Annotated in this window: 23 protein-coding genes; 11 read left to right on the forward strand and 12 right to left on the reverse strand. The window is 68.8% G+C overall.

Annotated elements, in window-relative coordinates; genetic code table 11:
• Window positions 1–81: 81 nt before the first annotated feature.
• A complete protein-coding gene (locus tag K3U96_RS22680; RefSeq protein ID WP_220691177.1) occupies window positions 82–753 on the forward strand; it encodes a DsbA family protein in 672 nt (223 codons plus the stop codon).
• Here K3U96_RS22680 and K3U96_RS22685 read toward each other — a convergent pair.
• The 3 genes from K3U96_RS22685 to K3U96_RS22695 are packed head-to-tail and all read right to left on the reverse strand — an operon-like array spanning window position 714 to window position 3744.
• Window positions 714–1274 (reverse strand): DUF3592 domain-containing protein, encoded by a 561-nt coding sequence (locus K3U96_RS22685; RefSeq protein ID WP_275086057.1) that lies wholly within the window; start codon window positions 1272–1274, stop codon window positions 714–716. The two genes, K3U96_RS22680 and K3U96_RS22685, sit on opposite strands and share 40 nt — an antisense overlap.
• A 29-nt stretch (window positions 1275–1303) precedes the next feature.
• Window positions 1304–2959, reverse strand: a complete 1656-nt coding sequence (menD, locus tag K3U96_RS22690; RefSeq protein ID WP_220691178.1) for a 2-succinyl-5-enolpyruvyl-6-hydroxy-3-cyclohexene-1-carboxylic-acid synthase — start codon at window positions 2957–2959, stop codon at window positions 1304–1306.
• Window positions 2956–3744 carry an alpha/beta fold hydrolase gene (locus tag K3U96_RS22695; RefSeq protein WP_069406467.1) on the reverse strand — a complete coding sequence of 263 codons (789 nt, stop codon included), beginning with the start codon at window positions 3742–3744 and terminating at the stop codon, window positions 2956–2958. Before K3U96_RS22695 ends, menD begins: the two co-directional genes overlap by 4 nt.
• Window positions 3745–3860: 116 nt before the next feature.
• On the opposite strand from K3U96_RS22695, the gene K3U96_RS22700 reads away from it, so the two are divergent.
• Window positions 3861–4742 carry a PDDEXK-like endonuclease domain-containing protein gene (locus K3U96_RS22700; protein WP_220691179.1) on the forward strand — a complete coding sequence of 294 codons (882 nt, stop codon included), beginning with the start codon at window positions 3861–3863 and terminating at the stop codon, window positions 4740–4742.
• Here the strand turns inward: K3U96_RS22700 and K3U96_RS22705 are convergent.
• Genes K3U96_RS22705 through K3U96_RS22715 form a run of 3 tightly spaced genes read right to left on the reverse strand, consistent with a single transcriptional unit; the run spans window position 4739 to window position 7440 of the window.
• On the reverse strand, window positions 4739–5449 hold the full coding sequence (locus tag K3U96_RS22705) for a DJ-1/PfpI family protein (RefSeq protein WP_220691180.1): 711 nt from the start codon (window positions 5447–5449) through the stop codon (window positions 4739–4741). The genes K3U96_RS22700 and K3U96_RS22705 overlap by 4 nt on opposite strands.
• A 12-nt stretch (window positions 5450–5461) precedes the next feature.
• Entirely contained in the window at window positions 5462–6421 is a 960-nt protein-coding gene (locus tag K3U96_RS22710; RefSeq protein WP_230982255.1) for a GlxA family transcriptional regulator, read from the reverse strand.
• A gap of 53 nt (window positions 6422–6474) precedes the next feature.
• Window positions 6475–7440, reverse strand: a complete 966-nt coding sequence (locus tag K3U96_RS22715) for an o-succinylbenzoate synthase (protein WP_220691181.1) — start codon at window positions 7438–7440, stop codon at window positions 6475–6477.
• A 112-nt stretch (window positions 7441–7552) separates the two neighbouring features.
• On the opposite strand from K3U96_RS22715, the gene K3U96_RS22720 reads away from it, so the two are divergent.
• On the forward strand, window positions 7553–8170 hold the full coding sequence (locus K3U96_RS22720) for an SOUL family heme-binding protein (protein ID WP_220693654.1): 618 nt from the start codon (window positions 7553–7555) through the stop codon (window positions 8168–8170).
• A gap of 7 nt (window positions 8171–8177) precedes the next feature.
• Here K3U96_RS22720 and K3U96_RS22725 read toward each other — a convergent pair whose 3' ends face one another.
• Window positions 8178–9746, reverse strand: coding sequence for a long-chain-fatty-acid--CoA ligase (locus tag K3U96_RS22725; protein ID WP_220691182.1), 1569 nt, complete (start codon window positions 9744–9746; stop codon window positions 8178–8180).
• 2 nt (window positions 9747–9748) lie between these two features.
• A complete protein-coding gene (locus K3U96_RS22730) occupies window positions 9749–11353 on the reverse strand; it encodes an amidohydrolase (RefSeq protein WP_220691183.1) in 1605 nt (534 codons plus the stop codon).
• A gap of 99 nt (window positions 11354–11452) precedes the next feature.
• On the opposite strand from K3U96_RS22730, the gene K3U96_RS22735 reads away from it, so the two are divergent.
• Window positions 11453–11914: a YciI family protein gene (locus K3U96_RS22735; protein WP_220691184.1), complete on the forward strand. Its 462-nt coding sequence runs from the start codon at window positions 11453–11455 to the stop codon at window positions 11912–11914.
• A gap of 110 nt (window positions 11915–12024) precedes the next feature.
• On the opposite strand, the gene K3U96_RS22740 is transcribed toward K3U96_RS22735, so the two are convergent.
• Together K3U96_RS22740 and K3U96_RS22745 are read right to left on the reverse strand one after the other, a co-directional pair.
• Entirely contained in the window at window positions 12025–12768 is a 744-nt protein-coding gene (locus K3U96_RS22740; RefSeq protein WP_372515053.1) for a mannan-binding family protein, read from the reverse strand.
• Window positions 12769–12824: 56 nt separating this feature from the next.
• Window positions 12825–13424: an Rv1363c family protein gene (locus K3U96_RS22745; protein ID WP_220691185.1), complete on the reverse strand. Its 600-nt coding sequence runs from the start codon at window positions 13422–13424 to the stop codon at window positions 12825–12827.
• Window positions 13425–13717: 293 nt separating this feature from the next.
• Here K3U96_RS22745 and K3U96_RS22750 point away from each other — a divergent pair, with 293 nt between their 5' ends.
• The 3 genes from K3U96_RS22750 (at window position 13718) to K3U96_RS22760 (ending at window position 17707) form a co-directional block, all read left to right on the forward strand.
• Window positions 13718–14635, forward strand: coding sequence for an oxygenase MpaB family protein (locus K3U96_RS22750; RefSeq protein WP_069406349.1), 918 nt, complete (start codon window positions 13718–13720; stop codon window positions 14633–14635).
• A gap of 69 nt (window positions 14636–14704) precedes the next feature.
• Entirely contained in the window at window positions 14705–16345 is a 1641-nt protein-coding gene (gene fadD8, locus K3U96_RS22755; protein WP_230982256.1) for a fatty-acid--CoA ligase FadD8, read from the forward strand.
• A 90-nt stretch (window positions 16346–16435) separates the two neighbouring features.
• Window positions 16436–17707 (forward strand): hypothetical protein, encoded by a 1272-nt coding sequence (locus K3U96_RS22760; protein ID WP_220691187.1) that lies wholly within the window; start codon window positions 16436–16438, stop codon window positions 17705–17707.
• Between the two features lie 89 nt (window positions 17708–17796).
• Here the strand turns inward: K3U96_RS22760 and K3U96_RS22765 are convergent, their stop codons facing one another.
• A complete protein-coding gene (locus tag K3U96_RS22765) occupies window positions 17797–18402 on the reverse strand; it encodes a nucleoside/nucleotide kinase family protein (RefSeq protein WP_220691188.1) in 606 nt (201 codons plus the stop codon).
• Window positions 18402–18611 carry a ribosome modulation factor gene (locus K3U96_RS22770; protein ID WP_069406352.1) on the reverse strand — a complete coding sequence of 70 codons (210 nt, stop codon included), beginning with the start codon at window positions 18609–18611 and terminating at the stop codon, window positions 18402–18404. Before K3U96_RS22770 ends, K3U96_RS22765 begins: the two co-directional genes overlap by 1 nt.
• A 161-nt stretch (window positions 18612–18772) precedes the next feature.
• Between K3U96_RS22770 and K3U96_RS22775 the strand changes: the two genes are divergently transcribed.
• The 4 genes from K3U96_RS22775 (at window position 18773) to K3U96_RS22790 (ending at window position 22653) form a co-directional block, all read left to right on the forward strand.
• Entirely contained in the window at window positions 18773–19225 is a 453-nt protein-coding gene (locus K3U96_RS22775) for a nitroreductase family deazaflavin-dependent oxidoreductase (RefSeq protein ID WP_220691189.1), read from the forward strand.
• Entirely contained in the window at window positions 19222–20133 is a 912-nt protein-coding gene (locus K3U96_RS22780; RefSeq protein ID WP_220691190.1) for a 1,4-dihydroxy-2-naphthoyl-CoA synthase, read from the forward strand. The genes K3U96_RS22775 and K3U96_RS22780 overlap by 4 nt, the downstream gene beginning before the upstream one ends.
• Window positions 20134–20227: 94 nt before the next feature.
• The gene (locus K3U96_RS22785) at window positions 20228–21106 is read left to right on the forward strand and encodes an SDR family oxidoreductase (RefSeq protein WP_220691191.1); all 879 of its coding nucleotides are present in this window, start codon (window positions 20228–20230) and stop codon (window positions 21104–21106) included.
• 5 nt (window positions 21107–21111) lie between these two features.
• Window positions 21112–22653, forward strand: a complete 1542-nt coding sequence (locus tag K3U96_RS22790) for a long-chain-fatty-acid--CoA ligase (RefSeq protein ID WP_220691192.1) — start codon at window positions 21112–21114, stop codon at window positions 22651–22653.
• Window positions 22654–22702: the final 49 nt, after the last annotated feature.

Genomic DNA, 22702 nt, shown 5'->3' on the forward strand with positions numbered 1-22702 from the left:
GCGAGGTTGCGTCGCGGCGTACAGCGGGCGAAGACCTGGGGTGTTTTGTCAAGTAGGCTGCCCACTGGAAAGGCGGTTGACATGCGGGTATCCCGGATCCTGGCGCTGCTGGCGGTCGCGGTGATGCTCGTCGCGGCCGGGTGCACCAGACACGTCGCGGGCACCGCACAGCCCGATCCGCAGAAACCGCCGGTCGAGGTGAGCCAGGACGGCTTCGGCGTCGTCGCCGGATTCGAGAACGCGCCCGCCCGTATCGAGATCTTCACCGAACCGCAGTGCCCGCACTGCGCGGATCTGCAGGCCGATTTCGGCGATCAGCTCGCCTACTACATCGGCGTCGGACAGTTGAAGGTCACCTACCGTCCGCTGACGTTTCTGGACGACGAGACCGACGGACATTCCGCGCGGGTGAGCAACGCGCTGTTCCTGGCCGCGGACGCCGACGCGACCGGCGCGGAGTTCCAACGGTTCGTCGAGGAGCTGTGGGCACACCAGCAGCCCGGCGGCCAAGGCCCCAGCGACGATGAAATGGCCGAGATGGCAAGGGCTGCCCAGCTTCCCGAGAGCGCGGTCAAGCGCGTCGCTACCGGTGGCTCAGCGGTGAACATCGCCGACATGGAGGTGACCAATTTTCAGTACCTCTATCAGATCGATCCGTTGAGCACCGGTACACCAACGGTTTACGACCTGGTCCACGACGAGCGGATCGACATCTACGACGACGACTGGTTGGTGAACCTCGTCCAGTCCTGAGCACTCGCCGCGCCGGGATCGTCGGGCGCTTCCCCGCCCGGTTGTCCCTTCCGGCGCGTGAGGTGACGCTGGGCCAGGCTGGAGCCCGCCAGCGCCACGCCCGCGATCAGCCAGCACACCACCGCGATCGAACCGGCCGGGATGATCGCCAGCGACGCGTTACGGTCCTGCACCCGCACCAGATCCGGGTTGTTCACGTCGTATTCGACATAGATGCGCATCCCCGTCTCCAACTCCGACGGGTACAGCACTCCCAACTCCGGTCGGTATGTCACGCGGTCGGGGGTGACGAACTCGATCGTCGACCGCCGCGGCCCCGCGCTGAGCACCTCGGCCTCCGCGACACCCATGTGCCGTTCGATCTGGCGGTCGTTGCGCCACGCGCCCAACACCATCAGCACCGACTGCAGCGTCACCAGGCACGCCACGATCACGATCACGATGCGGATCCGCCGGAACACCCGCTGAGTGCGCGACCCATTGGGATCAGCCGACAGGTTCGGAAACACGTTGTGCACCAACGTGATCGGGTGCCTGAGCTCGCTGAGGTTCACAGCGCCGCCTTGATCGACGCGTGCAATGCCCGCAACGAGGACCGGTCAGCCTTCACCTCCAGCACCCGCATCCCCTCGAACGGCTCGGCGAAGGCATCGGCCAGGTCGTCGACCTCGAGCTGGCGGCTCTCCACGTGATACGCCCGGCACAACGCGCCCACGTCCACGTCGTGCGGGGTGCCGAAGATCCGTGACGACACGTCGGAGAACCGCGGATCGCCCTGCTCGAGCAGTTCGAAGATGCCGCCGCCGTTGTCGTTGGACACCACGATGGTCAGGTTGCGCGGCGTGGGCTCCGTCGGCCCGATCAACAGCCCCGAGCTGTCGTGCACGAAAGTCAGATCACCGATCAGCGCGATCGTGCGGCCGCTGCCGGCGGCGGTGGCCCGCTCATGTGCCAGCGCCGCCCCGATCGCCGTCGACACCGTGCCGTCGATACCGGCCACGCCGCGGTTGGAGCGCACCTTGATGCCCTGGGTGGTCAACCCCACCAACGCCGCGTCGCGCACCGGGTTGGACGCGCCGAGCACCAGCTGGTCCCCGGGCCTCAGCGCGTCGGCGACCGCGGCGGCCACGTGCAGCCCGGTGGTCAGCGGATGCGCCTTGAGCTGGCCGCGGACCGCGTCGAACGCATGCCGATTGAATTCTGCGCAGCGCTTCAGCCAGCCCGGATGCGGTGCGCCCGAGGTGACGGCGCGGGTGCCGGTGGCCTGCGAATTCCCGGAGACATCGGGCCAGCGGGGGCCCGTCGTCAACGCGTACACCGGCACCGACGGATCGGCCAGCAGGGCCGACACCGGCCGGTGCAGGGTGGGGCGGCCCAGCATGACGACCTGTTTGGGGTGGATCAGCGGCAACGCCAGCGGATGCAGCGGGTTGGCGGCAGCCGGCGCCGTCGGCTCGGCGACCGTGGGCAGCGCCGCCAGGTTGGGGTGCTCGCCCGCGCCGTGGCCCGCGATGACGACGGTGTCCGGCGTGAGGTCGATGTCCAGCGGCTGGTCGAAGGTGACCGGCGGGGTGTAGGTCCACGGCTTGCCGCCGGGCCTGCCGTCGAGCGCGTAGCCGCGGGTGTCGGGGCTCTCACTGGCGCCGGGCACCAGCGGCTCGCGCAGCGGAATGTCGAACTGCACCGGGCCCGCGTTGGCCGACCGGGATCCCGTGGCCGCCACCAGGACTCGGCACGTCGCCGACCGCCACTGGGCGTTGAGCTCGGCCATCCGCTCGGTCGCCTCCTCAGCGAGGCCCAGGCTGATCGACGCGCGCACCTGGGTGCCGAAGTAGCCGAGCTGCTCGAAGGTCTGGTTGGCGCCGGTGCCCAGCAGCTCGTAGGGCCGGTTGGCGCTCAGCACGATCAGCGGCACCCGGGCGTAGTTGGCCTCCACCACCGCCGGGCCCAAATTGGCCACCGCGGTGCCCGACGTCATCGCCACGCACACCGGCGCCTGCTCGGCCACGGCCAACCCGATCGCCAGATACCCCGCCGTGCGCTCGTCGATGCGCACGTGCAGCCGCAGGCGGCCGGCCCGGTCGGCGTCGTGCAGAGCGAACGCCAACGGTGCGTTGCGCGACCCCGGGCACAGCACGACGTCTTGCACGCCGCCGCGAATGAGTTCGTCGACGACCACGCGGGCCTGCGCGGTCGATGGGTTCACGACTCCAGACTATCGGCGAAGAACTTCAGCACCGCCTCGTTGACCATCTGCGGTTGTTCGATGAAGCCCAGGTGCCCGGCGTCGGGAATCTCCAGGAAGCGGCCGTTGGGCATGGCGTCGGCCACCTCGCGGCCCAGGTGCGGCGGCAGCACCACGTCGTCGGAGAACCCGATGACCAGCGCGGGGTTCGTGATGACGCGGTACGCCAGTAACCGGTTGCCGTCGGGCCCGACGCCCAGCTGGGTCCGCAGCCCCGGCGTCGGCTTGGTCGGCCACATCATGAACATGTCGATCCAGTCGCGGACCTTGGCGTCGTCGTTGAGGGTCTTCGGCGAAAAGCTTTCCAGCAGCCGGACTTTGGCGTCATAGCTGGGCGGCAACCGGACACCGGACTCGGTCAGCTCCCACTCGGCGCTGCGGAAGAACTCGCGGGTGCGGTCGGTGCGGCCGCGGGTGGCCATCAGCACCGCGCGGTCGACGAGTTCGGGGCGCGACAGCATGAGTTCCTGGGCGATGAACGAGCCCATCGACACGCCGACGAGCCGTGCGGGCGCCGCGTCGAGCTTCTCGATCAGCGCCGCAGTGTCGCCCACCATCGTCTCGATGGTGAACCCGCTGGCCTGTTCGGTGGCGCCGACGCCACGGTTGTCGAAGGTGATGCAGCGATAGCCGGCCCGCTGGAACTCAGGGACCTGGTGCAGATGCCAGGTCCGGCCCGCACCGCCGCGACCGGCGATGAACACCACAGCGGGACCGCTACCGCGGTCGTCATAGGCCAAATTCACGCTGACGACGGTACTTGGTGGCGATTTCGGCGCGCTCACGGACGCTGGCGGGGCGTCAGCGCGCCGAAATCGCACGGGGATGGAACCGCCCGAGGTTGGTGTGCGTCCGAAGAGTCATGATCGACGACTTCTTGCGCCGACATGACGGCGTGATCACGCTGGCCCAGGCCCGTCACGCCGGCCTGAGCCAGAAGGCCGTGCAGCGACGCGTGTCCTCCGGGCATTGGCGCCGTTGCACGCGCGGCGTGTATTTCGCAGCGGACCGACCGTTCACCGACGCAGCACGTATCCGCGCGGCGGTATGGGGTTACGGCTCTCAGGCCGCGGCAAGCGGTCTCGCGGCCGCATGGTGGCACGGTCTGACCAGGTTTGCTCCCGACATCGTCGAGGTGACGGTCCCCCGCAACAGTCACGGACGCAGCCGTGCCGGATGCCGGGTGCGACGGCGCGACCTCGGGATATCCGATGTCGTCGAGCACAGCGGACTTCGGCTGACGGCGTTGGACCTGACCGTCGTGGAAGCTGCGGTGCAGCGCGGTGGCGGCGTCGGGTTGCTGGACTCTGCGCTGCAACGCCATGTCACCCTGCGCCAGTTGTGGCGTGCGCACCTGCGCAACAAGGGGCGATACGGCTCGCCTCGGGCACGCCGCCTGTTGTACGCGGCCTCCGATGGCGCCCGGTCGGAGGCGGAGCGGCTGCTACTCAAGCTGCTCCGCAGCGCAGGCGTCACCGGATGGCAGGCCAACCATCCGTGCGGCCCGTACACGATCGACGTCGCATTTCGCGAACTCAAGATCGCGATCGAGGTCGACGGCTGGGCGTTCCACAGTGACCAGCAGGCGTTCCAGCACGACAGAAGACGCCAGAACTATCTGATCCTGCACGGCTGGCAGGTGCTGCGCTTTACCTGGCTAGACCTCGTCGAGTACCCCCAGCGGGTTCTCGCCGCCATCCGCTCGGCGATTTCGGCGCGCTCACGGACGCTGGCGGGGCGTTAGCGCGCCGAAATCGCCCGTTTGAGCGCCGCGCTCCAGACCAGCTTCATCGACGGCGCCAACTGGTGCTGTTTGACCATGTCGCGGGTCAGCAGCGCCGACGCGGCCGCCTTGGTGGCCACCGACGCCTTGGAGGTGTGCCCGGAGTCGAACGGCGGCTGCGGGTCGTACTCGATCACCAGCTGCACCGCCTTGGCCTTGGCCTCCCCGCCGATCTGCCCGCACAGCCACATCGCCAGGTCGATGCCTGCCGACACCCCCGCCGCGGTGACGATCTTGCCCTCCCGCACGATCCGCTGATCGCCGACCGGTTCGACGCCGAACGCCTTCAGCGTCGGCAGCGCCATCCAGTGCGAGGTGGCCCGCCGGCCCGCCAGCAGACCGGCCGCGGCCAGGATCACCGAGCCCGAGCACACCGACGTCGTCCAGGTGGACGTCTCATGAACGCGCCGGACCCAGTCGAGCACCTTCTCGTCGCGGGCGTGCTCGAACGTCGACCCGCCGCCGGGTACCAGGACCAGATCCGGAGACGGCGTCTCGTCGAACGAGTGCGTCGCGCCGATGAGCAGCACCCCTGAATCGGCGGCGACGGGACCCGGTTCGTGCCAGACGAACCGCACCTCGGTGTCGGGCAGGTTGCGCAGCACCTCGTAGGGGCCGATGAAGTCCAGCGCGGTGTAGCCGGGGTACACCATGATCGCGATCTGCATGTCATCTCCTTGTCAGGCGAACGTCTTGCGGTACTGGTCGGGGGATACGCCGAGCCGGCGAACGAAGTTGCGGCGCAACGTTTCCGCGGTGCCGAAACCGCAGCGCGCGGCGATCGCGGTGACGGTGTCGTCGGTCTCCTCGAGCTGACGGCGCGCGGCCTCGGTGCGGATCCGTTCGACGTAGGCCCCCGGCGCCTCCCCCACCTCCTCGGTGAACACCCTAGTGAAGTGGCGCGGGCTCATCGCGGCGCGGCGCGCCAGCTCCGGAACGCTGTGCAGCCCACCGGGTTCGGATTCGATGGCTTCCTGCACCTGCCGGATCGGTGCGCGTTTGGCGCGCGGCATCCACACCGGCGCGGCGAACTGGGTCTGCCCGCCGGGCCTGCGCAGGTACATCACCAGCCAGCGCGCGACGGTCTGCGCGGCGTCGGTGCCGTGGTCGTCTTCGACCAGCGACAGCGCCAGGTCGATGCCGGCGCTGACGCCCGCCGCGGTCCAGACCTGCGGGCTGCTGCGCACGAAGATCGGCTCGGGATCGACGGCCACCGAGGGGAACTCGCGGGCCAACCGGTCGGCGAACGCCCAGTGCGTGGTGGCCGGGCAGCCGTCGAGAAGACCGGCCTGCGCGGCCAGGAACGCGCCGGTGCAGACGCTGACGACGCGGCGCGCGTGCTGCGCGACGACCTGAACCCAGGCGATGACGTCGGGGTTGGCGCGGGCCTCGTCCACGCCGTACCCGCCGGGCAGGATCACGGTGTCGACGGGTTCGCGCGGGTCGGGTAACGGTTGGGCGACGAAGGCCAGACCGGTCCCGGTGGTCGCCGGTTCGCCGTCCGCGGTGGCGACGCGCACCTGGTAGCCGTCGCGGCCGTGGGCCTGCAGGTACATCGCGGCGCCGGTGAACACCTCGTGCGGGCCGACCAGGTCGAGGGCCTGGACGCCCGGGTAGCCGAGGATGAGTACCGATCGCACGTGATCAGTGTTCTGCACCACCGACGTGGCGTCTATGCCACGTGCCCCACAAATTAGGACACGACCGCGTGGCAGGCCCGGATCCGGTCGATCCACCACCGCCTGCGGTCGGGTGGGGCGGCCAGCGCCTCGAGCCGGGCCGGATCGGGGACGACGGGCCCGACCGGCAGCGTGCCGTCGACGGCCCGCGGCGGTTCGGCGACGTCCTCGACGAACAACCCGCCGGTGCCCAGCCCGCACGCGTGGCGCAGTTCGGGCAGCGCCGCGGCGGCCAGCAACCCGCGTCCGATCCCCACGGCCGAGTCCAGCGCGGACGACACCACGATCGGGATGTCGATCTGCGCGGCGATGTCCAGCATCCGCGCGACGCCGCCCAGCGGTGCCACCTTGAGCACCGCGACGTCGGCGGCTCCGGCGCGCACCACGTGCAGTGGGTCGTCGGCCTTGCGGATGCTCTCGTCGGCGGCGATCGGCACGTCGACGCGGCGGCGCAACTCGGCCAACTCCGCGACCGTCGCGCACGGCTGCTCTAGGTACTCCAGCGGGCCGTCGGCGGTCAACGCGGCGGCGGCGGTGAGCGCCTCGGCGACCGTCCAGCCGCCGTTGGCGTCGACGCGCACCGTGCGGATGTGCGCGCGCACCGCGTTGACGCGCGCGACGTCGTCGGCCAGCGTCTGCCCCGGTTCGGCGACCTTCACCTTCGCCGTTTTCGCCCCGGGAAACCGATCCAGCACCTCGGGGACGGCCGCGGCGGCGACGGCGGGCACGGTGGCGTTGATCGGGATGCGGTCGCGGTGCTTCGGCGGCGACGGCTGGTAGGCGGCCTCCACGGCCGAGGCCAGCCAGTGCGCGGCCTCAGGCGGCCGGTATTCGAGGAACGCGCCGAACTCGCCCCACCCGGCGGGCCCGTCGATCAGCGCGACCTCGCGAACAGTGATGCCGCGGAACCGAACTCGCATGGGCAGCGCGACGACATGCAGACGGTCGAGGATGTCGTCGAGGCCGGGCACGTCGTCCATCCTGCCCCACGGCCGATGTTTAATTCTCGGCGCAACCGGCAAATTCTTGGACGAACACTTAGGCCCCGAGGAGAACTGTGCCGCCCACCACCGCGATGTTGAGCCGACGATGATGCGGCTGCTCGAGATTCCCCGTCAGGTCGGCGAATCGGTGTTGTCGATCGTGGGCATCCGGGTCGGCACCGAGGAGCCGCATTACGTGGCCACCAAGCTCACCGACAACGTGGAGATCCGCCGGTACGGTCCCCGGGTCGCGGCTGAGACCACCGTGACCGAGGACGAAGAACGCGCCAGGAACATCGGCTTCCGCCGACTCGCCGGCTACATCTTCGGCGGCAACCACCGCGACGAGACGATCGCGATGACCGCGCCGGTCAGCCAGCAGGCGCGCGAGAAGATCGCGATGACGGCGCCGGTGGCGCAGGCCCGCGACGGCAGGCAGTCGACGATCCGGTTCTACATGCCGGCGAAGTGGACGCTGGACACGCTGCCCGCCCCCGATGACGACAAGGTGCGGCTGGTGACGGTGCCCGGTGAGACGGTCGCGGTGTTGCGGTTCAGCGGTGACCGCAGTCCGCGCGCCGTCGCCGATCGGACCGAGGACCTTTCGGAGACGCTGCGCGCCAACGGGATCGAGGCGGACGGACCGGCCCAGTCCTGGTTCTACGACCCGCCATGGACGGTACCGTTCCGCCGCCGCAACGAGATCGCGATCCCGGTGCGCCAGTAGCGCAGCCCTACACCGTCGCCCGGTCGCGGCCCTCCCAGTACGGCTTGCGCAGTTCCTTCTTGAGGATCTTGCCGGTCGGGTTGCGCGGCAACTCGTCGGCGATGTCGACGCTCTTGGGGCACTTGTAGGCTGCCAGCCGTTCACGGCACCACGCGATCAGCTCCTCGGGCGTGGCCGAGCCCTCAAGAGAGACAACGGCTTTGACGACCTCACCCCACTTGTCGTCGGGGATGCCGATGATCGCGACGTCGGTGACCGCGGGATGCTCGGCCATCACCCGCTCGACCTCGATGGAGTAGATGTTCTCACCGCCGGAGATGATCATGTCCTTGAGCCGGTCCTCGACGAAGATGTAGCCGCCGTCATCGACGCGGCCCACGTCACCGGTGCGGAACCAGCCGTCGGGGGTGATCGCCTCGGCCGTGGCCTCCGGCTTGTTGTGGTAGCCCTTCATCAACTGTGGTGAGCGGAACCACAATTCGCCCTGCTGGCCGGCCGGCACGTCTTCCAGTGTGTCCGGGTCGACGACGCGCACTTCGGCGTTGGGCACCAAGGTGCCCGCGCTGGACAGCCGTTCTTGGCGGCCGGGATCGCGGTGCACCTCGGGCAGCAGGTGGCTGATCACCCCGCACACCTCGGTGAGCCCGTACACCTGCATGAACTCGGTGTCCGGCCACGCTTTCAATGCCTCCCGCAACAGCGGCAGTGGCATCGGCGACGCGCCGTAGGCGAACGTCTTGAGCGCGCCGAACAGTTTCACCGCGTCCTCGCCGGACTCCAGCACCTTGGCCAGCACCGCGGGTACCAGGAAGGTCCTGTTGGCGCCCTTGAGGATCGCGCCGGCCAGCGAGACGCCGTCGACCTCGCGCGTCATCACGCTCGGCACCCCGTCGTGCAGGCCGAACTGCACGTAGGACGAACCGCCGACGTGGAACAGCGGCATCGACACCATGCTCTTGTCGCCGTCGTCGAAGTCGAAGCCCTCGTGCGCGTTGATGGTGTGCGCGATGATGTTGGCCTGTGTCAGCTCAACGCCTTTGGGGCGCCCGGTCGTGCCCGAGGAGTACATGATGATGGCCACGTCGTCGGGTGTCACGTCGGCGCCGCGGTTCACCGGCGTCGCCGAGGCCAGCATCGCCTCGTACTCGTCGCCGTCCCCGCCTTCGGGTGTCACCTCGATGACGTGTTCGATGTTGGTGAGTTTGTCGCGGATCTTGTCGATGCCCGGCTTGAGTTCGGATCCGACGATCAGCAGCTTGGCGTCGGAGTCGTTGAGCACGTAGTCGAGTTCGTCGGCGGCCAGCCGGAAGTTGATGATCGCGTTGGCCGCGCCCAACGACGCCGCGGCCAGCGTCAGCTCCACGCAGGCGGGATGGTTCTTGTCCAGGAACGCCACCACGTCGCCGCGTTGGACGCCGCGCTCGGTCAGCGCGCCGGCGAGCCGACGCACCCGATCGTTCCATTGCGCCCAGGTCCAGGTGCGGTCCAGGTACGTCATTGCCTCGGAACCGGGCTTGGTTTGAGCCCAGTGGGCGGTTCGTTCGTCGAGGAAACGCGGGTCAGCCAGGTCAGACATGTTCAGAGCGTGCCATAAACCTGCGCGCCAGCCAGGAAAGTTGCGCGAACCTCCAGATCGGCGATCTGTTCGGGCGGCACCGCACGCGGGTCGGCCGACAGCACCACCATGTCGGCGTACTTGCCGACTTCCAGGGATCCGACGATGTCGTCGGCGAACAGTTGGTAGGCGGCGTCGATGGTCTGCGCGCAGATCGCCTGTTCGACGGTGAGCCGCTCCTCGGCGCCGAGCACCCGGCCGCTGGGCGCGGTGCGCGTGACGGCCACGCTGATGTTGCGCAGCGGCTCCTCGGGGGTGACCGGCGGATCGTTGTGCAGCGAGATGCGCATCCCGGTGGCGACCGCCGAACCGCAGGGCATCCACCGGTTTCCGTGTTCGGGGCCGAACAGGCCGTCCACGATCACGTCGCCCCAGTAGTGGATCTGGTCGACGAAGATGCTGCACGTGACGCCGAGGTCGTGGGCGCGCTGCAGCTGCTCGGGGCGGATGGCGCCGACGTGTTCGAGGCGCAGCCGGTGGTCGGTGCGCGGATGCCGGCGCAGCACGTCTTCGTACACATCGAGGATGGTGTCGACGCCGACGTCGCCGTGGACGTGGCAGGCCAGCTGCCAGCCGCGCGGGAAGTAGGCGCCGACGATCTCGGTCAGCTGCTCGGCGGTGTAGTTCGCGCAGCCGCACGATCCGGGTGTGACGCCGATGATGCGGGTGGCGTCGGTATCCAGGTACGGAAACGACAGGTCGATGTTGCCGACCCACGGCGAGCCGTCGACCCAGATCTTGATGCCGGGCTGCCGGAACAGGTCGTCGCCGTTGTCGGGGACCGCGTCGGTGGCCATCTGGGCGTTGGAGATCTCGTAGACCCGCAGCCGCACGGTGAGCTCCTCGCGCATCTGCGCCACGACGGGACGAAACGCGGGGTCGAACGCCATCTCCGAACACGTGGTCAGGCCGGCCCGGTTGAGCCGGCCCAGTTCGGCGTGCAGCATCGCCGGATAGTCGTCGGGCTGGATCGCGCCTGTCAGCAGCGAGAACACCGCGCCTATCTCCTCGGCGGTGCCGTCGAGTTCACCGTCGGCGGCGCGGCCGTAGCTGGCGCCCTTGGGATCCGGGGTGTCGCGGGTCAGGCCCGCGCGGGCGGCGGCGGCGGTGTTGAAATACGCCTTGTGCCCGGAGTTGTGCACGATCACCAGCGGCGAATCGGGCGCCATCGCGTTCAGCCACGCCAACGTCGGTTCCGGGAGCCCTTGCTGCAGAAGCGGATCCCAACCGTTGAGGTAGGCACCCTCGGCGCCGCGGGCGGTGACCTCGGCGCGGACCGCGGCGACGACGGCGTCCGCGTCGCGCAGCGTCACCGGCCGGATATCGGCCATGGCGTCCGAGAGCACCATCGCCTCCATCAGCGGGTGCCCGTGTGCTTCAACGAATCCCGGCATCACGCAGCCCTCGACGTCGAGCTGTCGGGTTTCCGGGCCGACCCAGCTCTCGACGTCGGCGCTGCTGCCGACGGCGACGATGCGGCCCTCGGACACCGCCAGCGCCTGCGCAGTGGGTCGGTTCTCGTCGACGGTGAGCACGGTGCCCCGTAGGACGAGGTCAGCGGTCGGCATCCGGTCATCTTTGCAGGCCGTTGCGAACTGCGATGAGAAATCTCGCCGGGGCGAGTCGGTCTTTTTGTCAACACGTGCACTACCCAAGGAGACACCCCAATGGCGATCTACATGCTGATCATGCGGTCCACCGCGGAGGCCGAGGCCGCGATGGCGGAGGCCGACATCGACTTCGACCAGATCTTCGAGGAGATGGGCCGCTTCAACGAGCAGCTCATCACGGCCGGCGTCCTACGGGCCGGCGAGGGCCTGACAGGACCCGAGGAGGGCTTCGTCGTCGACTTCAACGCCGACCCGCCGACGGTCACCGACGGCCCGTACCCCGGCGCCGACGTGTTCAACGGGTTCTGGATCCTCGAGGTGTCGTCGAAGGACGAGGCCAAGCAGTGGGCGAGGAAGGTGCCGCTGGGCAAGGGCGTCAAGATCGAAGTGCGGCGCGTGGCGGAGACCTTCGAGTTTCCGCAGGACAATCCGTGGGTCCAAAAGGAGATCCGGTGGAAGGCCGAGCTGGCCGAGAAGATCGCCGCGCAAGCGCGAGCGGACGCGGACCGGCTGGGCTAGGCGCTGGTGCCGTTGCCGTGAAACTGCGTTTTGTCACCGAAAGTTCGACGGCACACCTGCCGGAATGCAGTTTGGCGGCACGCTGCTGATCTCCCCTCAGCGCACGGGGGCTATCGGCCGCCGAACTCGGGGCGCAGTATCGGTGCCAGCGCGGTGAGCGGGATGTGCGCCTGTACGGTGCCGCCGTCCATCGACCACTGCATGATGCCCGGGGTGAAGTCGATCGGCCGATCGTGGGCCACCGGATAGTCCGGCATGTAGATGACCAGCTCGTCGGGCGTCAGCGCCCACGCCTTGTATGCGCCGGAGTAGACCTTGTCGGGGCTCCAGCGGTCAATCGCGAACGGGTACGTGCCCGGCTGGTGCGGCGGCGGGGCGGCATCGAGTGCCTGCTCGACGAACGGTTGCGCCAGCGGCGCGATCGCGGTCAGCGGATCCAACCCGGGCTTGACCAGATCGGCCAACTGCAGCCGCCGGCCGTCGGCCATGTCGAAGGTGAACGTGCGGTACGCATTGTTGAAGTCCGGCCCGTCGGCGTGATAAGTCTCGCGGAACACGACGCTGAGAACGTCGCCGCGGCGGAAGATCTGGTAGTTACCCTCCCCGAAACTGTCCGCGACCATCTTGGTGGCCGCGGTTTTCCAGTTGTTCATCAGCGTGCCGAGGTAATCCCGGATGACCGGACCCGTCACCGGATTGTCGACGAGATCGCCGGGGATGGCGATCTTGATGTCGCGGACGGCCTTTCGTTCGGAGGGCACCGCCGTGCGGCAGTACTGGCCGTCCCACTGCCCGCCCAGCTCGTCACAGAACGAGGGCGCCGACGCCTCGGCGACAGGTGCGGCGACCACCATCGTGGCGACCGCGGCCACCGCCACTGCCCGACTCAGCAGGCTCATCGCGTGTCTCCTCAGGGCAGCTCGACCTTGCTTGCGCGCCAACGACCGTCGACGTACTCCATCGTCATCTTGATGCGACTGCGATCGATGCGCGGGTCGGGCACGTTGGTGTTGGACACCGACTGGTCGACGAACAGCAGCACGACCGCCTTGTCCTTGGTCGCCGACTGGACCGCGGATTCCAGCACGACCCCGTGCGCGGACGCCTTGTTGTCGATCAGCAACTGCCGCAGCTGCGAGCTCGACTGCGAGTACATGTCTTTGAACTCCCCGGTCGCGCCGTCGAGCACCGCGTCGAAGTTCTCGTCGACCTTCTCCGAATCGATGCTCGTCAAGACCTGTGCGTAGTCGGTCGCCGCCTGCCGGGCCTGCTCGCCGGCCTGCGTGATCTGCCGCTCCTGCCACAGTTGCCAACCCAGGAACCCGACCGCGGCGGCAAGCACCACGAACGCCGCCGCCACCGCTGCGCGCAGCGCGCGACGGCGCCAGTTCGGGGCGGCGGGCGCCGCGCCGCTGTCCTCGGTGGTGTCGGGAGCTTCGGCCTGCTTTGCAGCGTCGCCCTCGTCGGGTTCCTCGCCAGTCTCGCGGTCTTCGTCGGTGCTCACGGACATCATCATCTCCTAGCGCTCGGATCAGCGGGCCGGCTCGATGGGAAGGACCGCCCATGGCGTTGCACAATCGACGCTGACGCGGGTGCGCGACGCCCACACCTCGCCCGGGGCCGCGAGGGCATGCGGGCCGAAGCCGTTGCGCGCACTACCCTGGGCGGTGATGCCCGTCATCGCCAAGGACACCGCTCACCATCAGGTGCGTTCGCGCACCCGACCCGGTCGGGCCTACCCCGAGCCCTGGGGTGCAGGGTCCAGTGCGCCACCGTTGGACAGGTACTTCGGAGAGCAACACCATGGCATCGGTCAACTCCCCCGCTGAACGGCACACCACGCTCGGACCGTCCTCGCTGCTGTGGCGGTGGGCCGGGGACATGCGCATCGCGTTCGAGGGCGGCACCGCGGGTCTGCTGCAAACCATGCACCCCGCCATCGGACAGGGCCTGATCGATCATTCCGACTTCTTCGACGACCCCGTCGACCGGGTATTCCGTTCGCTGCCCGGCATTCTGGGCACCGTGTACGACGGTCCCCAAGCCGAGGCGACGGGTCTGCGCGTGCGCGACTTCCACCACGACATCAAGGGCACCCTCGACGCGCGGATGGGCGGCGGCCGCTACCACGCCCTGAACCCCGAGACGTTCTGGTGGGCGCATGCGACCTTTCAGCGCATGGTCGACCGGATCGCGATGTACTGGGATCGGCACCGGCTCACCGCGCGCGAAAGCGAGCAGTTGTACGCCGAGGGCTGCGAGTGGTACCGCCGCTACGGCATGACGGGAAGTGTCGTGCCCGCGGACCGGGTCGCCTTCGAGCGCGAGGTCGACCGGTACTGCCGCGAGGTGCTGGCGCCCAACCCGGCGTCGGACTATCTGATCGAGTTCATCGGCCGGCCGGCGATCCCGGACATGAGCGCCTCACCCGACTATCCGACCCACCCGCGGCTTCGTCCGCTGGCCGATGCGTTGCTGCCCACCTTGCCGGTGCGCATGGCGCTGGCCCCGCCGATGCGGCTGGTCATCTTCGGCGGCCTGCCACCGCTGGTGCGCGAGCGCTTCGACATTCCGTGGAGCCGCGGCGACGAACGTCGCTACCGCGCCATCCGCGCCGCGATCCGGACGGGCTGGCCCGGCGTGCCCGCGTCGTTCAAGTGGTACCCGGCCGCGCGGAAGGGCTGGTTGCGCGAACGGGGCCGCGTCCCGGCCCGGTTCTGAGGTCGTCGTACGCCGGATCCGGGCAGTTCCGGGGTACCGGGTAGGCATTCTGGAACACGTTCTAGTGTGATGGCCATGACCCAGGCTGTTGACTCCTCGCGCGAGCGCTCGTCGGTGGACCTCCTGCGCCACCCCATCCACTCCGGCCACCTCACCGTGGGAGCGTTGAAGCGGAACAAGGACAAACCGGTGTTGTTCCTCGGCGACACGACGCTGACCGGCGGCGAGTTGGCCGAACGCATCAGCCAGTACATTCAGGCGTTCGAGGCGCTGGGTGCGGGCAGCGGCGCGGCGGTCGGGCTGCTGTCGCTGAACCGCCCCGAGGTGTTGATGATCATCGGCGCCGGCCAGACCCAGGGCTACCGGCGCACGGCACTACATCCTCTCGGTTCCCTCGACGACCATGCCTATGTGCTCGACGATGCCGGCGTCTCGGCGCTGATCATCGACCCGGTGCCGATGTTCGTCGAGCGCGCGCTGGGCCTGTTGGAGAAGGTGCCGTCGCTCAAGCAGATCCTCACGATCGGCCCGGTGCCCCAGGCGTTGACCGGCGTCGCAGTCGATCTCACCGCCGAGGCCGAGAAGTACGCGCCGCGTCCGCTGGTCGCGGCGGATCTGCCGCCCGACCACATCGGCGGGATGGCCTACACCGGCGGCACCACCGGCAAGCCCAAGGGCGTGATCGGCACGGTGCAGTCGATCACCACGATGACGACGATCCAGCTGGCCGAGTGGGAATGGCCCGAGCGCCCGAAATTCCTGATGTGCACGCCGCTTTCGCATGCCGGGGCGGCGTTTTTCGTGCCGACCATCGTCAAGGGCGGCGAGATGGTGGTGCTGTCCAAGTTCGACCCGGCCGAGGTGCTGCGGGTGATCGAGGAGCAGCGCATCACCGCCACCATGCTGGTGCCGTCGATGATCTATGCGTTGATGGATCACCCGGATTCACACACCCGCGACCTGTCGTCGCTGGAGACGGTGTACTACGGGGCGTCGGCGATGAACCCGGTGCGGTTGGCCGAGGCGATCCGCCGCTTCGGGCCGATCTTCGCTCAGTACTACGGCCAGTCCGAAGCCCCGATGGTGATCACATATCTGGCCAAGGGCGATCACGACGAGAAGCGGTTGACGTCGTGCGGGCGCCCGACGCTGTTTTCGCGGGTGGCCCTGCTGGGCGAGGACGGCCAGCCGGTGCCCCAGGGCGAGGTCGGCGAGATCTGCGTGTCCGGCCCGCTGGTGTCCGGGGGCTACTGGAACCGTCCTGACGAGACGTCTAAGACCTTTCATGACGGCTGGATGCACACCGGTGATCTGGCCCGCGAGGACTCCGACGGCTTCTACTACATCGTCGACCGCACCAAGGACATGATCGTCACCGGCGGCTTCAACGTGTTCCCGCGGGAAGTGGAAGACGTTGTGGCCGAACATCCCTCGGTTGCCCAGGTGTGCGTGATCGGCACCCCCGACGAGAAGTGGGGCGAAGCGGTGACCGCTGTGGTGGTGCTGCGCCCCGACGCCGACGGGTCCGAGGATGCGGTGGCCCGCATGACCGCGGAGATCCAGGCCGCGGTCAAGGAGCGCAAGGGTTCGGTGCAGTCGCCCAAGCAGGTGATCGTCGTCGACTCGGTGCCGGTGACGGCGCTGGGCAAGCCCGACAAGAAGGCGGTGCGCGCACAGTTCTGGGAGGGTTCTGAGCGCGCCGTCGGCTAATTCCCCTTGGGCGCGAGCGTGCGTGTCAGCGGCCGACACGCCGACAAAACACCCGAGTTTGCGCACGCTCGCGGAAGAAGGTGACTACCGATGAGCGACGACGGCTGGGTGCGCGGCGACTCCCTCGGCCTTGACCTGCCCGCACACGTCGACGCGTTACGTGCCGGCGGGCCAGCGTTTCTCACCGAGGCGTTCCGCCGCTCCGGGGTGCTCGGCGCACACGCCGACGTCGCCGCCATCACCGACCTGCGGGAGTTCCGCGGCGGCAGCACCGGCCGCAAGGCACTGCTGTCGGTCGACTACTCCGCCGCGGCGGGGTTGCCGGACGAGCTGTTCGTCAAGTTCTCGCGCGACTTCGACGACGCGGCGCGCGACCGCGGACGCGCGCAGATGGAGTTCGAGGTCCGCTTCGCCCTGTTGTCGCGCACACCGGGCTTTCCGATCACGGTGCCGGGTTGCCTGTTCGCCGACTACCACGCAGCAACCGGGACCGGCATCCTGATCACCGAACGAATCGCCTACGGCGCCAACGGTATCGAGCCTCACTACGACAAGTGCTTGGACTACAGGATGCCCGACCCGCTCGGCCACTACGAGGCGATGCTGGGTGCGCTCGGCCGGCTCGCCGGCTCACACAAGGCCGGTCGGCTGCCAGCTGAGCTCGTCGAGCATTTCCCAGTCGACATGCAGCGGCTGTCGGTCGGCGAACGCGCCCCCTACACCGCCGAGCAACTGCAGCGCCGTGTCGACCGGCTCGCTGAATTCGCCGTCGCGCACCCGAACCTGCTGCCCGACGACATCCGCGACCCGAAATTCCTTGCCCGGCTGCGCGATCAGGTGATCCGGTTCCCGACGTCGGAGGCGGCCATCTGGCGGTACCTGGCCGAGGACCCCGACTACGTCGCGCTGTGCCACTGGAACGCCAACGTCGACAACGCGTGGTTCTGGCGTCACCCGGATGGCCGCCTCGACTGCGGGCTGCTGGACTGGGGTTGTGTCGGCCAGATGAACCTCGCCATGGTGCTGTGGGGTGCGATGTGCAGCGCCGAGACCGACATGTGGAACCAGCACTTCGAGGCGCTGCTCGACCATTTCCTCGCGGAGTTCCGCGCGGCGGGCGGGCCCTTATTGCAGGTGGCCACCGTCAAACGTCATCTGCTGCTCTACGTCGCGGTAATGGGCCTGGCGTGGCTGCTCGATGTGCCGGGGTACTTGTTGAAGCTTCTGCCGTCATCGGTACCCGACCGGTTCGACGCCCGGATCGCCGACAACGAGCAGGCCCGCAGCCGGCTGTTGATGATGACGAACTTCTTGAATTTGTGGTCTCGGAACGACGTGGTCGGGGTGCTGGACGGGATATGACGCCGCGAGCGTGCGCGCAAACTGCGACATCTGACCGGCGTGTCGGGCGCTGGGCCCACCGCGCAGCGCGGGGAACACGCACGCTCGCGCTAGGAAGGGAGGGGCACGATCAGGTCGGCCTTGTGCCGACAGGCTTCGATCCGGTCGGCGTTGGGTTCGTCGACGTCGCGCACCCAGGCCTGCGCCTGCTGCGTTGTCTTGCCGAACTGTATGTGCCGCTTGACAAGTCGCTGCTGACGTTCGCTGCGCGCAACGTCGAGGAACCAAACCTCGTCGAGCAGGTCCCGAACGGCGGGCCACGGCGCGTCGTCGTCGAGCAGGTAGTTGCCTTCGGTGACGATCAGCCGCGTCTGGGGTGCGACGGGGATGCTGCCCGCGATCGGCTGTTCGAGGTCACGAGCGAACGCCGGCGCGTAAACGGTGTGTGAGGGCTGGGCCCGAATGCGTTGCAGCAGCGTCAGATAGCCGTAAGCGTCGAAGGTGTCGATGGCGCCCTTGCGGTCACGCCGGCCCAGCCGCGTCAACTCCACGTCAGCCAGATGAAAGCCGTCGGCGGGCACGCACACGGCACCGTCGAACGCCGCGGCGACGGCCTCGGCGAACGTCGACTTTCCCGCGCCCGGCGCGCCGCAGATCCCGAGGACCACCCGGTGCTGCCGAGCCAACCGGGCGGCCACGCGCGCCAGCGGCTCCATCAGTCAAGCAGCGCGTCGATCTCCGCGGCCAACCGCGCGATGCGCTCTTCCTCGCTGGGGATGCCGCGGTTCTCCTCGGCGGCCCGCTGCCAGCCCAGCCGCCACATCCGCGCCACCGCGCGGTCGCCGATGCCGGCATACGGGTTGACGAGCGTGTGCGGGAAGGCTTTGCGGCCCTCCCGGTAAGCGGTAACCAGACGATGCGCCATCACCGATCACCTTCCCACCGTGAGCAGACGCAGAATCGTATGCGCACCGGCGTGTCGACACGATTCTGTGTCTGCTCCCCGGAACTGGGGCGCGGTGCACGACCGCACGGTTCAGCGCCTGCCGGTGTCGGGCGCCGAGGCGGTCACGTAGCGTCGTGACCATGTCCAACACTCCGTTGCCGTGGTGGCTGAAGTACGTCAACAAAGTGATGATCGGTCTGCAGAAACTCGGCGTCGGCTTCGGCGGCAAGGGCCCGGTGGTGCTGAGCGTGCCCGGCCGCAAGACCGGCAAGCCGCGTTCCACGCCGGTCACCCCGATGACCGTGGACGGTAAGCGCTACATCGTCGGCGGGGTGCCGGGCGCCGACTGGGCCGCCAACGTCCGGGCCGCCGGTGAGGCGACGCTGCACCAGGGCCGCACCAGCCAACGCGTCCGGGTGGTGGAGATGCCCGTCGAGCAGGCGCGCCCGTTGCTGCGGGAGTTCCCCGTCAAGGTGCCGACCGGCGTCGACTTCATGAAGACCATCGGCCTGGTCACCGGGCCCAACCCCGACGAATTCGAAAACCTCGCGGGCCGCTGCCCCGTCTTTCTCCTGGAGCCGGTAAACGCATGAGCGACAACCCTTTTGACCCGTCACTCTGGCAGCCGGTCGCCGGCGTGGAGTTGACCGACATCACCTATCACCGGCACGTGCTCGACGGTCAACCGCAACCGACCGTGCGGGTGGCCTTCGACCGGCCCGACGTGCGCAACGCGTTTCGCCCGCACACCGTCGACGAGCTCTACCGGGTGCTCGACCACGCCCGGATGTCCTCGGATGTCGGGGTGGTGCTGCTGACCGGTAACGGCCCCTCGCCCAAGGACGGCGGCTGGGCGTTCTGCTCGGGCGGCGACCAGCGCATCCGGGGCCGCAGCGGCTATCAGTACGCCTCGGGTGAGACCGCGGAGACGGTCGATCCGGCGCGAGCGGGCCGGCTGCACATCCTCGAGGTGCAGCGCCTGATCCGGTTCATGCCCAAGCCGGTGATCTGCCTGGTCAACGGCTGGGCGGCCGGCGGCGGGCACAGCCTGCACGCGGTGTGTGATCTGACGCTGGCCAGCCGCGAGCACGCGCGTTTCAAGCAGACCGACGCCGACGTGGGCAGCTTCGACGGCGGATACGGCAGCGCCTACCTGGCCAAACAGGTCGGCCAGAAGTTCGCCCGGGAGATCTTCTTTTTAGGCAAGCCCTACACCGCCGAGCAGATGCACGCGATGGGCGCGGTCAACGAGGTCGTCGACCACAAGGACCTGGAGAAGGTGGCCCTGGAGTGGGCCGCGCAGATCAACGGCAAGTCGCCGCAGGCCATCCGCATGCTCAAGTACGCGTTCAACCTCACCGACGACGGCCTGGTGGGCCAGCAGTTGTTCGCCGGGGAGGCCACCCGGCTGGCGTACATGACCGACGAGGCCGTCGAGGGCCGCGACGCGTTCCTGGAGAAGCGCGACCCGGACTGGAGCGCCTTCCCGCGCTACTTCTGACGGACCAGGCCGCCGAGTGTGGGCTCGTGTCACGGTTGAGCCGCGAATGGTGTGCGGGTAACCCACGTTCGCGGGCCTCGTAGACTGCGGACTCGTGAGTAAGAGCCCGCTGCGGCGGTTGCGCGAGCAGGTTGTCCTGACCACCATGCGGCCGCCGCTGGCGCCGCAGCTGGTGATGCTGCGCCCCGACCTTTCCGACGTCGACCTCAGCGGTAAGCGCGTACTGCTGACCGGGGCGTCGTCGGGTATCGGCGAGGCGGCCGCGGAGAAGTTCGCCCGCCGGGGCGCGACGGTGGTGGTGGCCGCGCGTCGCCAGGAGCTGCTCGAGGCGGTCGTCGCACGGATCACCGGCGCGGGCGGCACGGCCACCGCGCACGCGTGTGACCTCGCGGACCTGGACGAGGTCGACGCGCTGGTCGCCAAGGTCGACCGCGACCTGGGCGGCGTCGACATCCTGATCAACAACGCGGGCCGGTCGATCCGCCGCCCGCTGGCCGAATCGCTGGACCGCTGGCACGACGTCGAGCGCACGATGACGCTGAACTACTACTCGCCGCTGCGCCTGATCCGCGGGTTGGCCCCCGGGATGCGCGAGCGCGGCGACGGCCACATCATCAACGTGTCGACGTGGGGTGTGCTCAGCGAAGCCTCCCCGCTGTTCGGGGTGTACAACGCGTCCAAGGCCGCGCTGTCGACGGTGAGCCGGGTCATCGAGACCGAGTGGTCCCACCACGGTGTGCACTCCACGACGCTGTACTACCCGCTGGTGTCCACCCCGATGATCGCGCCGACCAAAGCCTACGAGGGCCTGCCCGCGCTCACCGCGGCCGAGGCGGCCGACTGGATGATCCTGGCCGCGCGCAAACGGCCGGTGCGCATCGCGCCGCGGATCGCGATGACCGCCAGGGCGTTGGACACCGTCGCCCCGAACTGGCTCAACGCGCTGATGAAGCGTCAGACCGTGCAGCCCTGACCTCGATGCCCCAGATCGCCACGATCGCCGACGTCGTGCGCGCCCACGGCGCCGCGCGCCCGGAGGCCGTCGCGCTGATCTGCGGTGAGCGCACCATCACCTACGCCGAGCTCGACGCGCGCTCCAGCCGTGCCGCGCAGGCGATGCGCGCGGCCGGTGTCGGGTTCGGCGACCGGGTGGCGTTCGTCGAGAAGAACGGCGCCGAGTTCTTCGAAACGATGTGCGGCTTGGCCAAACTCGGCGCGGTCGGCGTCCCGGTCAACTGGCGACTGGCCGCCCCGGAGATGGCCCACGTCATCGCCGACGCCGGAGCCGGTGTGGTCGTGGTGGGCGACGAGTTCTTCGGGCACCTGGAAGCCGTCCTCGACGAGCTGCCCGACGTGCACACCGTGGTGGCGATCGGCGCGCACGATCGATGGCAGGCGTTCGACGACTGGCTGGCTTGCTATCCCGCCGAAGATCCCGGTGTCACAACGCATTCCGACGATGTCGCGGTCATGATGTACACCTCCGGGACGACCGGTGCACCCAAGGGGGTGATGCTGAGCAACGCCAACTACCTGGCCAAGACGGTCGGGTGTGCCGGGCAGTGGCGGTTCACCGCCGACGCCGTGAGCATGGCCGTGATGCCGTTGTTCCACATGGCCGGCTTCGGCTGGGCGCTGGTCGGCCTGTACGTCGGTTGCCCGACGGTCGTGCTGCGCGAGGTGGACCCGCACGCGATCCTGGCCGCGATCACCCGCCACCGCGTCACCAACATGCTGCTGGTGCCCGCGGTGATCCAGCGTCTGCTGGCCACCCCCGGAGTCGAGGCCGCGGACCTGTCGAGCCTGCGCGTCATCGTCTACGGTGCGTCACCGATCACCGACGACGTCCTGATCAAGGCCATCGAACGGTTCGACTGCCACCTGTGCCAGGTCTACGGCATGACCGAAACCACCGGATCCATCACGCAATTGGACGACCATGACGCCGAGCTGCTGCGCTCCTGCGGTAAGGCATACCCGTGGGTGCAGGTCCGCATCGTCGACGCCGACGGCCGCGACGTGCCCACCGGCGCCGTCGGCGAGGTGTGGACCCGCTCGGCGCAGAACATGCTCGGGTACTGGAACAACCCGGAGGCCACCGCGGCGACGATCACCGCCGACGGCTGGCTGAAGACCGGTGACGTCGGCTACCGCGACGACGCCGGCTACGTATACCTCTACGACCGGGTCAAGGACATGATCGTCTCCGGAGGCGAGAACGTGTACCCGGTCGAGGTGGAGAACGTGCTGATGGCCCACCCCCAGGTCGCCGACGTCGCCGTCATCGGGGTCCCCGACGACACCTGGGGCGAGGCGGTCAAAGCCGTCGTCGTGCCCGCGACCGAGGCCGCGCTGGACACCGCCGACCTGATCCGGTTCGCCCGCGACCGGTTGGCCGGCTTCAAGCTGCCCAAATCGGTCGACTTCGCCGCCGAACTGCCCCGCAATCCCAGCGGCAAACTGCTCAAACGACAGCTGCGGGAACCCTACTGGCGCGACGTCGAGCGGCGAGTCCGGTGACGCGCCGGGTGTCGCGATTGGATCACGGCGCTGACGTGCTACACACATC

It is taken from the genome of Mycolicibacterium holsaticum DSM 44478 = JCM 12374, assembly GCF_019645835.1.
Classification (GTDB): domain Bacteria; phylum Actinomycetota; class Actinomycetes; order Mycobacteriales; family Mycobacteriaceae; genus Mycobacterium; species Mycobacterium holsaticum.

Excerpts from the sequence above, each read along its gene's own strand:
- K3U96_RS22680 (WP_220691177.1), top strand. The coding sequence starts at position 82 with ATGCGGGTATCCCGGATCCTGGCGCTGCTGGCGGTCGCGGTGATGCTC.
- K3U96_RS22700 (WP_220691179.1), top strand. The coding sequence starts at position 3,861 with ATGATCGACGACTTCTTGCGCCGACATGACGGCGTGATCACGCTGGCC.
- K3U96_RS22705 (WP_220691180.1), bottom strand. The coding sequence starts at position 5,449 with ATGCAGATCGCGATCATGGTGTACCCCGGCTACACCGCGCTGGACTTC.
- K3U96_RS22715 (WP_220691181.1), bottom strand. The coding sequence starts at position 7,440 with ATGGACGACGTGCCCGGCCTCGACGACATCCTCGACCGTCTGCATGTC.
- K3U96_RS22720 (WP_220693654.1), top strand. The coding sequence starts at position 7,553 with ATGCGGCTGCTCGAGATTCCCCGTCAGGTCGGCGAATCGGTGTTGTCG.
- K3U96_RS22725 (WP_220691182.1), bottom strand. The coding sequence starts at position 9,746 with ATGTCTGACCTGGCTGACCCGCGTTTCCTCGACGAACGAACCGCCCAC.
- K3U96_RS22730 (WP_220691183.1), bottom strand. The coding sequence starts at position 11,353 with ATGCCGACCGCTGACCTCGTCCTACGGGGCACCGTGCTCACCGTCGAC.
- K3U96_RS22735 (WP_220691184.1), top strand. The coding sequence starts at position 11,453 with ATGGCGATCTACATGCTGATCATGCGGTCCACCGCGGAGGCCGAGGCC.
- K3U96_RS22740 (WP_372515053.1), bottom strand. The coding sequence starts at position 12,768 with ATGGTGGTCGCCGCACCTGTCGCCGAGGCGTCGGCGCCCTCGTTCTGT.
- K3U96_RS22745 (WP_220691185.1), bottom strand. The coding sequence starts at position 13,424 with ATGTCCGTGAGCACCGACGAAGACCGCGAGACTGGCGAGGAACCCGAC.
- K3U96_RS22750 (WP_069406349.1), top strand. The coding sequence starts at position 13,718 with ATGGCATCGGTCAACTCCCCCGCTGAACGGCACACCACGCTCGGACCG.
- fadD8 (WP_230982256.1), top strand. The coding sequence starts at position 14,705 with ATGGCCATGACCCAGGCTGTTGACTCCTCGCGCGAGCGCTCGTCGGTG.
- K3U96_RS22760 (WP_220691187.1), top strand. The coding sequence starts at position 16,436 with ATGAGCGACGACGGCTGGGTGCGCGGCGACTCCCTCGGCCTTGACCTG.
- K3U96_RS22765 (WP_220691188.1), bottom strand. The coding sequence starts at position 18,402 with ATGGAGCCGCTGGCGCGCGTGGCCGCCCGGTTGGCTCGGCAGCACCGG.
- K3U96_RS22770 (WP_069406352.1), bottom strand. The coding sequence starts at position 18,611 with ATGGCGCATCGTCTGGTTACCGCTTACCGGGAGGGCCGCAAAGCCTTC.
- K3U96_RS22775 (WP_220691189.1), top strand. The coding sequence starts at position 18,773 with ATGTCCAACACTCCGTTGCCGTGGTGGCTGAAGTACGTCAACAAAGTG.
- K3U96_RS22780 (WP_220691190.1), top strand. The coding sequence starts at position 19,222 with ATGAGCGACAACCCTTTTGACCCGTCACTCTGGCAGCCGGTCGCCGGC.
- K3U96_RS22790 (WP_220691192.1), top strand. The coding sequence starts at position 21,112 with ATGCCCCAGATCGCCACGATCGCCGACGTCGTGCGCGCCCACGGCGCC.